Genomic DNA, 10,849 nt, shown 5'->3' with positions numbered 1-10,849 from the left:
CCTTTGCCGTGGCGCCGAGCGATTTCTCGAGAATAGTGGTAAGTCCGCCCAGCTTGTTGCCCGGAGATGGATTGTTGTTCATCTCCATGTTGTTGCGCTCGGCGTAGTCTTCCCACCAGTGGATGATCTCGATCAGCTTCTCGCCCACTTCCCGCGTCTTCGCGCGTCGCGTCAGCAGATGCTCGGCGCCGTAAATCTCCGGTGTCTCGCTGAGGATCGCCGTCCCGCCATGCCGCACCAGGATATCCGCCGCGACGCCCAGCGCCGGGTTGGCGGTGATGCCCGAATAGCCGTCCGAGCCGCCGCATTGCAGCGCCAGCATCAGTTCCGACGCCGGCACCGTCTCGCGCGTCGCCCGGTTGACGATCGGCAGCATCGCCTTGACCGCTTCGACGCCTGCCTCGACCGTCTTCTTCGTGCCGCCCACTTCCTGGATGGTCATGGTCCGGAACGTCTCGTTCTCGGTAACGCCGTAGGCCTCCTTGAGCCGCGGGATCTGGAAGCCCTCGCAGCCAAGGCCGACCATGATCACCCCGCCCATGTTAGGGTTGGTGGCATAGCCCCAGGTGGTCTTCTTCAGGATATCGAAGATCACCCCGCGATAGTCGATGACGCAGCCATTGGCCTGCTTCAGCGCCACGATGCCGTCGACGTTGGGATACTGCTCGAGAATGCCCGAGCGCTCCACTTCCCGCGCGATGAAGCCGGCAACGGTGGTCGAGCAGTTCACCGAGGTGAGGATTCCGATATAGTTGCGCGTTCCCACCGTGCCGTTGGCGCGGCGAAACCCCTGGAATGTCGCGCGCTGCGCATCGGGGACGAAATCCACCGGCACCACGCCTTCGCTGAACGCGTAGTCGCGCTCGAACGCCCCGTGCTGCTCGCCGATGGTGACGTTGTGCTCATGCACCCACTCGCCCGGCGGAATATTCTCCTTGGCGAAGCCGATGATCTGCCCGAACTTGACGATCGGCTCGCCCGCGGCGACCTGCCGGACCGTGAACTTGTGCCCCTTGGGCACGCGCTTGGTGGTCTTCACCCCCTGCGGCGTATCGGTGCCGACATCGAGATTGCTCAGCGCCACCGCGACATTGTCTTGGGCGTTGAGCAGCAGCGTCTTGGCGGCGGCGGGGCGGGACATGACTTCGGACATTGGTGGCTCTTGATCCTCAGATTCGGGCGGGGGCCCGCCGAAACCCTCGCGCCCCGACTTCCCGCTTGGTGGCGGAAAACCTCTCGGGCGATGGGCAGGTGCAATTGAAATGCTCCGGCAGTCCAACTAACATGTTAGCATGAAGACCGACGCAAGTCCCTACCAATTTCTCTCCGCCCCGGCGACCCCGACGCGCGGCAACGTCACCGTCTTCGTTACCGATACGCTGCGCCAGGCCATCGTCACGCTGGAGCTGGAGCCGGGCGAACTGATCGACAAGGGCGCCATTTGCGACCGCCTCGGGGTCTCGCGCTTCCCGGTCTCCGAAGCCCTGGCGCGGCTGCAGGCCGAGGGCCTTGTCGACATCCTGCCGCAGCGCGGCTCGACCGTCTCGCTGGTGCGCATCGCCGACGTGCTCGAATACATGCTGATCCGCAAGGCGCTCGAAGCCGAGGCCGTGCGCGTCGTCACCGTTAGCCACTCGGACGAGCTGATCGACACCCTGCACCGCTCGATCAGCTACCAGCGCGCCGCGGTGGAGATCGACGACCAGTACGGCTTTCACGAGCGCGACCTCGAGTTCCACGACATCATCTTCGGCGACATGCGCTTCACCAAGGTCAAGGGCGTCATCGAAAACACCCGCGCCAATCTCGACCGGGCTCGCCGCCTGATCCTCACGCCGCGCCGGCTGAGCGTCACGCTTGCAGAGCACCAGAGGGTGGTCGACGGCATCGTCGCGGGCGACGCCGCCGCGGCATCGGGTGCCATGCGGGCTCATATCGATTCGGTGATGGCCGAACTCATCGCCTTCGCCGTCGATCACGCCGAACTCTTCGCCGATGGTGAGCTGTTGCGCGCCGACCCCGCCTACTCCGCCTTCCCGTTCGGCTGAACGAACACACCAAACCAAGGGAGAATGATCATGCTCAAGGGGATACCCCCGATCCTGGGCCCCGACCTGCTCTACATATTGCGGGCCATGGGGCACGGCGACGAGATCGCCATCGTCGACGCCAACTATCCCGGCGATAGCGCCGGCCCGCAGCTGGTCCGCCTCGACGGGCTGAGCGCCGGCGACGTGCTCGATGCCGTGCTCACCATCATGCCGCTCGACACCTTCGTCGACGAACAGGCCTTCGGCATGGAGGTGGTCGGCGACGGCAACAAGCGCGAGGCGACGCACCAGGACTTCGACAAGCTGATCAGGAAGCACGAGCCGACGATGAAGCTCAGCCTCCTCGAACGCTTCGCCTTCTACGAGCGCGTCCACGGCGCCTACGCCATTGTCCAGACCGGCGAGCGCCGGCTCTACGGCAACGTGCTGCTGAAGAAGGGCATCGTCCGGCCGGAATAGGGACAGCGGGGCCGAACCGACGCGCCGAACGGATTCGACCATGGTTGGCCTCGACTCCGCCGGGGCGTCGCCCTATCCCTTCGCACCAGATTGAGGAGCATCCCATGAAACTTCTGCGCGTCGGCCCCAAGGGCGCCGAAAAGCCCGCCATCCTGCACACCGACGGCACCTATCGCGACCTGAGCTCGGTCGTCTCCGACATCAACGGCGCCTCGATCGGCGCCGAGGGCCTGGCGAGGATCCGCGCCGTCGACGCCTCGACGTTGCCGGTCCTCGACAAGTCGCTCCGCATCGGCCCCTGCGTCGGCCAGGTCGGCAAGTTCATGTGCATCGGGCTCAACTATGCCGACCACGCCGCCGAGACCGGCGCCGCCATCCCGGCCGAGCCGATCCTGTTCATGAAGGCGACCAGCGCCATCATCGGGCCGAACGACGACGTGATCCTGCCCAAGAACACCCTGAAGCCCGACTGGGAAGTCGAGCTTGGCGTCATCATCGGCAGGGAAGCCAAGTACATCGAAGAGAAGGACGCGCTCGACCACGTCGCCGGCTATTGCGTGGTCAACGACCTCAGCGAACGCCACTTCCAGACCGAGCGTGGCGGCCAATGGACCAAGGGCAAGTCCGCAGACACCTTCGGCCCGATCGGCCCGTGGCTCGTCACCAAGGACGAAGTCGCCGACCCGCAGAACCTGAAGATGTGGCTCGATGTCGACGGCCACCGCTACCAGGATGGCTCGACCAAAACGATGATCTTCGGGGTCGCCCACATCGTCGCCTATCTCAGCCAGTTCATGAGCCTGCAACCCGGCGACGTCATCACCACCGGCACCCCGCCGGGTGTCGGCATGGGCCAGAAGCCCAATCCGGTCTGGCTCAAGCCCGGCCAGACCATGAAGCTCGGCATCGAAGGTCTCGGCGAACAGACCCAGCGGACCAAGGCGTACGCGGCGTAAGGTCTGCGCACCGGCAGTTCAAGGGCGTCGGTCGAAAGACCGGCGCCTTTTGCTTTTTGGGCATCCGGGCTCCCCACTTACCGGTCCCCCCTGAACGTCACTTAAGCCGAAACTTAAGCATTGACTGGCCGCCCGATCCACGTTAGTTAAGCTACATCTTAACCAACAGGGGGGAACGGCCATGCGCAAACTCAAGATGCATCTGCATATCTCGCTGGATGGCTACGCCTCCGACGCCGAGGGCGGCTTCGCCTGGATCACCTACAACGACACCATCGCCGCCAAGGCCAAGGAATTGACCGGCGCAGCCGACGCCGTGGTCTTCGGCCCCAAGACCTACAAGGGCATGCAGAGCTACTGGCCAACGGTCCCCCAAGATCCCGCCGCGACCCCCGGCGAGCTCAGCCACGCGGCCTGGCTCGCGCGTTCGACCAAGATCGTCGTCTCCACCAACCTCCCCGAGGTCGACGCCGACTGGGACAAGTCGCTGCTCCTGCGCGATCCCGCCGAACTGGCCCGCCTGAAGGCCGAACCCGGCGGCGACATCGTCAGCTTCGGCAGCCCGGTACTCGTCCGCAGCTGCCTCGAACGCGGCCTCGTCGACGAGTTGCACCTCTTCCTCAATCCCCTCCTGCTGGGCGGCGGCCAGCCGGTGTTCGGCCCCGGCCAGAACACCAAACTGCGCCTCCTCGAAGCCCTGCCGCTGCCGGATGGCGTCGTAGCCCTGACCTACGCACCCGCGTAGCGAGCGCGCACCGGGGCCCGATCGCGCCAAGCCGGCGTCGTACTGCTGGTCTTCGGGGAGACGGCCAGGGTCAAGAGTTGATTGTGACCCGATTGTAGGGCAAGTGCCCTCCCGCACAGGCGGGGACCCGGGATGGAACAGGGCAAGGGCACGGTCGGCGAAGTCTTCCGCGCCTTCCTCGTGCTCGGGCTTTCCAGCTTCGGCGGCCCCGTTGCGCACCTGGGCTATTTCCGCACCGAGTTCGTGGCGCGCCGCAACTGGATCGACGACGCCGCCTATGCCGATCTGGTGGCGCTCTGCCAGTTCCTCCCCGGACCCGCCTCGAGCCAGGTCGGCATCGCCATCGGCAAGCTCAGGGCCGGGTACTGGGGCGGCATCGCCGCGTGGGTGGCGTTCACCCTGCCCTCGGTGGTCCTGCTCCTCGCCTTCGCCTATGGCGCCACGCGTCTTGCTGGTCCGCTGGCCGATGGGGTGCTGCACGGGCTGAAGGTCGCCGCGCTGGCGGTGGTGGCACAGGCTGTGTGGCCCATGTCGAGATCGCTGACGCCCGACCTCCGGCGCCGGCTGGTGGCGCTGGGTGCGGCCGCCCTCGCCCTGCTCCTGCCCTGGAGTTTGACCCAGATCACGTTGATCGCCGCCGCTGCAGTCGCCGGCTATCTGATGGCACCCCCGGCCACCTCGCCGCAACTCGCCCTCAACCGCAGCAGCGCCAACTTCTTCGGCCTGTTCTTCGGGCTGCTGATCGCCCTGCCGATCCTCGCCGCCACCGGCAACCCGGCACTGGTGGTGGCGGAAAAGTTCTTCCGCACCGGATCGCTGGTCTTCGGCGGCGGCCACGTCGTCCTGCCGCTGCTCCAGGCCGAACTGGTCGACCCCGGGCTTATCGACAGGAACCTGTTCCTTGCCGGCTACGGCGCCGCGCAGGCGGTGCCCGGGCCGCTCTTCGCCTTCGCGGCCTATGCCGGCGCCCTGCTCAAGGCGCCTCCGAACGGCATCGCCGGCGCGCTGCTGGCGCTCGGGGCAATCTACCTGCCGTCATTCCTCCTCGTCTTCGGAGCGCTGCCCTACTGGCAGACCCTACGGGCCAACCCCCGGCTCCGCGCCGGGCTCGAGCTTGCCAATGCCGCCGTGGTCGGCCTGCTGCTGGCGACGCTCTACGACCCGGTATTCCTGAGCGCAGTGCTGGGACCGCTCGACCTAGTCTGGGGGCTTGCCGCCCTGGGGCTGCTGCTGGTCCGGACGCCGCCGTGGCTGGTGGTGCTGCTGAGCGCGGGGGTTGGGGCTGGGATCAGCCTGATCTAAGCCCTCCCCATCGCCTTCTGCCTTGCGGGAGAAGGCGCCCGAAGTCTGAGCCCTGTTATGGCCGCCGCGCCACGAGGTCGATCTCGACCAGTGCGCCCACCGCCAGCGCCGTCACCCCCACGGTAGTCCGCGCCGGCAGTTTGCCGCCGGCAAAGAAGCTCGGCCACAGCGCGTTGAGCGCCGCGTAGTCGCGCTGGAATTCGGTCAGGTAGATCCGTGCCATCGTCACGTGCTCGAGCCCAAGGCCGATCCCGTCGAGAACGAGCTCGAGATTGTCCATCACCCGCCTCGTCTGCGCCTCGATGCCCGCAGGCAGCGGCGCCTCGGGCGCATCGGGGTCGGTCGGCATCTGCCCGGTGACGAACACCCAGCCATCCGCTTCGACGGCATGGCTGAACGGCGCGACGGGCCGCGGTCCGGCCGAAATCATATGATGGATCAACGACATGGCGAACTCCTGTGGCACCTGTTGCTTCGCCGCCCCCATGGCCGGAAGTCAACCCGTCATGCGCCATTATGCCGTTCACGGACAGTTCATGCATCCCCCGTCAAATTGCCGCAAACGCTGCACCACTTGTGGGGGACTGGCGGCGACATGCCGTTCGTGCCACGCTGAGCTGCGAGGCCGTGCCTCAAGGGAGATAGCCTAAAGCCGATGTTCGAATTCTTTCATGCAATCTCGACCTGGCTGGAGATGTTTCTCCAGGGCATCTCGGACAATTTCTGGCTCTCGCTGGTCTTCATCTTCCTTGTCTGCGTCGGCGAGGCGGTGTTCATCGTCGGGCTTCTGGTTCCCTCGCTCCCCATTCTACTGCTCACCGGCGGCCTGATCGCGCAGGGGAGCCTGCCGTTCTGGCCGATCTACTTCGCCGCAGTCGCCGGGGCGATCGTCGGCGACGCGATTTCCTACACCGTGGGCTGGGCGCTGAAGGACAGGATCCGAACCGTCTGGCCGTTCAAGAACCACCTGGCGCTGATCGAGAAGGGCGAGATGTTCTTCGCCCGCCACGGCGGCAAGGCCATCTTCATCGGCCGCTTCATCACCGGCGTGAAGGCGGTGATCCCGGGGGTCGCGGGCATGATGGGCATGTCGTACCGGCATTTCTCGGTGATCAACGTGATCTCGGCCTTCGTCTGGGCGGCGGTCCACATCCTCCCCGGCATGCTGTTGACTGGCTGGCTCAAATCCATCGGGCTCAGCCTCGAGCTGGTGATCATTGTCGGCGCGCTGGTGCTCACCGTGCTGTTCCTGATCGTCCATTTCTGGAAGCGCATCCTGCTGCTGCTCGCGCCCTATATGGGCGAGTTCGGCCGCTCGCTCCAGGCCCGCTGGCAGAAGCAGCCGGAAGCCGGGCACTAGTCCTCAACAGATGGCTTGCGCCGAAGCCGGTGCGGGTCGAATATTCGTGGATGACCCGCTATCCGGTTAGGCTGCTGTCGACCCTGCCACGCCTGCTCCTGGCGCTGTTGCTGCTCTGGTGCGTAAGCCCGGCGCTTGCCGATAACGCTGCCGACCGTCTTGCCATCGACAAGCTCTTCGCCGAACTGCGCGTCGCGCCCGATGCGAAGACCGCCCACGCCATCGACCAGCAGATCTGGACCTACTGGACGTCGCCGCCCTCAGACCCGATCCTCGCCGGCCGCATGCACGAGGCGCTGGTGGCCCGCAACACCGGCGACACCGCCACCGCCATGCGCCTGCTCGACCAGCTGGTCGCGGAGTATCCCGATTATGCCGAGGCGTGGAACCAGCGTGCCACGATGTACTACATCATGGGGGACTTCGAGGCCTCGATCGTCGACTGCGAGAAGGTGCTGGCCATCGAGCCGCGCCATTTCGGCGCACTTTCCGGCCGGGCGCTGATGTACCTGCAGATGGGCAAGCGCGCCCTTGCCCTGAGGGACATGGCCGCGGCACTCGCGGTGCATCCCTTCCTCAACGAACGCCGGCTGTTCCCCGAACTTGGCGAACCGATGACGCAGATCTGACGTGCAAGTCCCGCCCCTTCCGCACGCCCACGGCCGCCCCATGTGAACAAACCGAATCGGCGCCTCTTCGACGCCGGCCGAACTCGAAAGGCGTGAAATGACTGTCGAATATCCTGTGGCGCACGAAGATGCCGGCGATCGGGGCCGCTACGTGGTCTATCTCCCCGACGGCTCTGAGGCCGAGATGACCTACCGGCGCCGCGACGCCACCACCATCATCGCCGACCATACGGGCGTGCCGCCGCAGTACCGCGGCCACGGCATTGCCGAGCAACTGGTGAAAGCGGCGATGGACAATGCCCGCGCCACCGGCAACAAGATCGTCCCGGTCTGCTCCTATGTCGTGGCGCAATTCCGCCGGCATCCCGAGTGGGCCGACCTCCGGGCCTGAGGCATTTTCATCAAATACTAACCATGCCGCGCCGCTGATCGGCCCGCCGACGCAACCTCTTGGCCGCGAAGTGCTTGTTCTGCAACCGTAAGGAAACAGAAACCATGCGCCGCGCGCCAATCGCCCTCCTGCTGAGCCTGCTCGCCATCCCTTCGCTTGCTCAGGAGGCGGTGACCCTGCCCTTCATCCCCGTCACCGCCGACAGCATCAATTCCGCCCGTCTGTCTGATGTGGTTCAACCTGCCGATCCCGAAGCGGCCCCGGAGGAGCGGCACCCCGTCCCGGCCATTGCCCGGCTGCAGATCCTGCTCGATCGCGCCGGCGCGTCGCCGGGGGTGATCGACGGCTTCGATGGCGACAATGTGCGCAAGGGCGTCATCGCGTTCGAACTGATGCACGGCCTGCCGGCCGACGGAATTATCGACCCAGAGGTCACATCCGCGCTCGAAACCGGCGACCCGGTGATCGGAGAATACGAGATCATCGCCGACGACCTCGCCGCGATCGGCCCGCCGATCCCCAAGGACTATGCGGAAATGGCGCAGCGCAAGTTCCTCGGCTACAGCTCGATCGAGGAAGAGCTTGCCGAGCGCTTCCACATGGATATCGACCTGCTGAAGGCGCTCAACCCGAACGCCGGCTTCGCCGCCGGCGAAACCATATTCGTCGCCGCCTACGGGCCCGATCTCGAGGGCGATGTGCTCCGCATCGAGGCCGACAAGGGCCTGCGCCAAGTCCGCGCCTATGGCGAGGGCGACCGGCTGATAGCCGCCTATCCCGCGACCATCGGCTCGGAGGACAATCCCTCCCCGTCCGGCACGCATGAGATCAAGGGCGTCGCGACGATGCCCACATACACCTACAACCCCAAGGTAAACTTCCAGCAGGGCGAAAACACCGAGGTGCTGACCATCCCGCCCGGCCCCAACGGTCCGGTCGGCTCGATATGGATCGACCTGAGCGAGCCCACCTTCGGCATCCATGGCACCCCCGAGCCCTCGCTGATCGACAAGACCGGCTCGCATGGCTGCGTGAGGCTCACCAACTGGGATGCCAATGAACTGGCCAAAATGGTGAAGCCCGGCGTGCCCGTCGAGTTCGTCGGCTGATGAATAGGGGCCGCCCTCAGGACGGCCCTTCGTTCACCTGGCGAGAAAATCCCGGATCGCCAGCAGCTCTTCGCGGCGGATCTCGTGGCCGCCTTCATGCCAGAACAGCGTCGTCTCCGCCCCCTGCGCCTTGAAATACGCCGCGAGCGCCTCCGCCGACGATGCCGGAGCGATGGGATCGCGCCGCCCGGCGGTGATGATGGCGCGCTTGCCCTTGAGGCCGGGCTGCGGCTTGGGCGTGAACGGGATCAGTGGGTGCATGATCACCGCCGCATCGAACTGTTCCGGGGCTTCGAACAGTACGGAAGCAAGTATGTTTGCCCCGTTCGAGTAGCCGAGCCCGAGCACCTCGTTCGAAGCCCCCTTCGTTGCCCCGACGAAGCCCGCGAGCTTCCGCGTGGCGCGCTCGAGGTCCGCCATGTCGTAGCGCCCCTCGGCGAGCCGCTTGAAATACCGCAGCGCCCCGCCTTCCGACACATCGCCGCGCACCCCGATGCGGCGGGCGCCGGGCTTCAGTTCGGCGGCAAGGTCAGTGAACTGGTGTTCGTCCCCGCCCGTCCCGTGAAAGAGGAAGAAGGCCGGCACATCCGGGGATGCGCCGGGGATATCCACGTTGACATAGCTGTCGATGACGTCGGCCATCACACGGCCTCCTTTTTCTCGAGCGGCTGCAGCGTCTGCTCCAGCCGGCTCCGCAGATGCTCGTGCTGCGCCGGCAGCTTCAGCGCCTCGCCAAGATGCGCCGTGTCCTCGTCGCGATCGAAGCCGGGCTCGTTCGTCGCCACCTCGAACAGCACGCCTCCGGGCGTACGGAAGTAGATGGCCCAGAAATAGTCGCGGTCGATGACCGGCGTCACCTGGTATCCGGTTTCGAGCAGCGCCTTCCTCACCTCGAGCTGCGCCGCCCGGTTCTCCACCGCGAACGCCACGTGGTGCACCGAGCCCGACCCTAGATCGGCCCTCCCGACATCGGGCAACACCTCGATATCGATGATGTTCGCACCATTGCCCTCGGGCCGGATCAGTCGGCGGATGCCGTTCTGGCTGGCTGCGTTCTGGTAGCCCATGTACTTGAGAAGCTCCTCGGTCGCCCCGCCATCGCGCAGCCTGAGCGCCACCGAGTGGAAACCCCGGATGGCGTTCTCGGCATCGACGCCGTTTTGCGTCCAGCCGACCCGCTTGTCGTCGGCATCCTGGACCAGGGCCATCGCGTCCCCTTCTGGCGCCCGGAAGTTCAGCCGCTTGGCGCCAAAGCTCTCGGACAGCTCGAGGTCACCGACCCGGTCCGCCGCCAGCCGGTCCTGCCAGTAACCGAGCGAGCCCTGCGGCACCGAAAACACCGTCGTGCCCACCTCGCCCGTACCGGGCCGGCCGCGGGCAATATGCGGGAACGGGAAATGCGTCATCACCGTACCGGGCGTCCCGACCTCGTCGCCGTAGTAGAGGTGGTAGACGTCGGGCGCATCGAAATTGACCGTCTGCTTCACCCGGCGAAGACCGAGGGTCTTGGAAAAGAAATGATTGTTCTCGGCTGCATCGCGGGCCATCGACGTGACGTGGTGCAGTCCCTTGATCTGAGTAAGCATCGCTGCCTCCTGACTGTGCCGGCGCCTGCCGGTCGCTTCGGCAGTAGAAATAGGCGAGCCGCATTCGGCGGAATAGCGCACCGGGGACGCAAGGGAATGTTTGGCTTTTCTGAACAATCGAGCGGCGGTGCGTTGGCCGCCAGTCCGGCGCCAGCCGACCCCCACCCCTGTCCCCTCCCCCTAAGAATGGGGAGGGAAACCCTCTCACGAAATCAAGGCGAACGTCTCCCTCCCCCTGTTCAGGGGGAGGGGACAGGGGTG

Annotated in this window: 13 protein-coding genes; 9 read left to right on the top strand and 4 right to left on the bottom strand. The window is 65.8% G+C overall.

The window, feature by feature from the left end:
• The coding region (locus JWQ89_RS08475) for a UxaA family hydrolase (RefSeq protein WP_299640082.1) at positions 1–1,153 on the bottom strand (1,153 nt) is incomplete at its 3' end.
• A gap of 139 nt (positions 1,154–1,292) precedes the next feature.
• Between JWQ89_RS08475 and JWQ89_RS08470 the strand changes: the two genes are divergently transcribed.
• The 5 genes from JWQ89_RS08470 to chrA all read left to right on the top strand — a co-directional run bounded on the left by JWQ89_RS08470 (position 1,293) and on the right by chrA (position 5,513).
• Positions 1,293–2,048: a GntR family transcriptional regulator gene (locus tag JWQ89_RS08470; RefSeq protein WP_299640080.1), complete on the top strand. Its 756-nt coding sequence runs from the start codon at positions 1,293–1,295 to the stop codon at positions 2,046–2,048.
• A 30-nt stretch (positions 2,049–2,078) separates the two neighbouring features.
• Entirely contained in the window at positions 2,079–2,510 is a 432-nt protein-coding gene (locus JWQ89_RS08465) for an RbsD/FucU domain-containing protein (protein WP_299640079.1), read from the top strand.
• 104 nt (positions 2,511–2,614) lie between these two features.
• Complete coding sequence (locus JWQ89_RS08460; protein WP_299640077.1) at positions 2,615–3,466, top strand: fumarylacetoacetate hydrolase family protein; 852 nt, start codon at positions 2,615–2,617, stop codon at positions 3,464–3,466.
• Between the two features lie 181 nt (positions 3,467–3,647).
• A complete protein-coding gene (locus JWQ89_RS08455) occupies positions 3,648–4,211 on the top strand; it encodes a dihydrofolate reductase family protein (protein ID WP_299640075.1) in 564 nt (187 codons plus the stop codon).
• Between the two features lie 132 nt (positions 4,212–4,343).
• Entirely contained in the window at positions 4,344–5,513 is a 1,170-nt protein-coding gene (chrA, locus tag JWQ89_RS08450; RefSeq protein WP_299640073.1) for a chromate efflux transporter, read from the top strand.
• Positions 5,514–5,568: 55 nt separating this feature from the next.
• Here the strand turns inward: chrA and JWQ89_RS08445 are convergent, their stop codons facing one another.
• Positions 5,569–5,955 (bottom strand): RidA family protein, encoded by a 387-nt coding sequence (locus JWQ89_RS08445; protein WP_299640084.1) that lies wholly within the window; start codon positions 5,953–5,955, stop codon positions 5,569–5,571.
• A gap of 213 nt (positions 5,956–6,168) precedes the next feature.
• Here JWQ89_RS08445 and JWQ89_RS08440 point away from each other — a divergent pair, with 213 nt between their 5' ends.
• From JWQ89_RS08440 to JWQ89_RS08425, 4 genes are all read left to right on the top strand, one after another.
• A complete protein-coding gene (locus tag JWQ89_RS08440) occupies positions 6,169–6,873 on the top strand; it encodes a DedA family protein (RefSeq protein WP_299640071.1) in 705 nt (234 codons plus the stop codon).
• Positions 6,874–6,923: 50 nt separating this feature from the next.
• A complete protein-coding gene (locus JWQ89_RS08435; protein ID WP_299640069.1) occupies positions 6,924–7,502 on the top strand; it encodes a tetratricopeptide repeat protein in 579 nt (192 codons plus the stop codon).
• A gap of 97 nt (positions 7,503–7,599) precedes the next feature.
• A complete protein-coding gene (locus JWQ89_RS08430) occupies positions 7,600–7,893 on the top strand; it encodes a GNAT family N-acetyltransferase (protein WP_299640068.1) in 294 nt (97 codons plus the stop codon).
• A 104-nt stretch (positions 7,894–7,997) separates the two neighbouring features.
• Complete coding sequence (locus JWQ89_RS08425; protein WP_299640066.1) at positions 7,998–9,002, top strand: L,D-transpeptidase; 1,005 nt, start codon at positions 7,998–8,000, stop codon at positions 9,000–9,002.
• Positions 9,003–9,035: 33 nt separating this feature from the next.
• On the opposite strand, the gene JWQ89_RS08420 is transcribed toward JWQ89_RS08425, so the two are convergent.
• On the bottom strand, positions 9,036–9,644 hold the full coding sequence (locus JWQ89_RS08420) for an alpha/beta hydrolase (RefSeq protein ID WP_299640064.1): 609 nt from the start codon (positions 9,642–9,644) through the stop codon (positions 9,036–9,038).
• Entirely contained in the window at positions 9,644–10,588 is a 945-nt protein-coding gene (locus tag JWQ89_RS08415; RefSeq protein WP_299640061.1) for a VOC family protein, read from the bottom strand. The genes JWQ89_RS08420 and JWQ89_RS08415 overlap by 1 nt, the downstream gene beginning before the upstream one ends.
• Positions 10,589–10,849 lie beyond the last annotated feature (261 nt).

It is taken from the genome of Devosia sp. (assembly GCF_028290645.1).
Taxonomy (GTDB): Bacteria; Pseudomonadota; Alphaproteobacteria; order Rhizobiales; family Devosiaceae; genus Devosia_A.
Note: the sequence above shows the minus strand (reverse complement) of the source record. Positions and strands in the feature narration are given on the sequence as shown.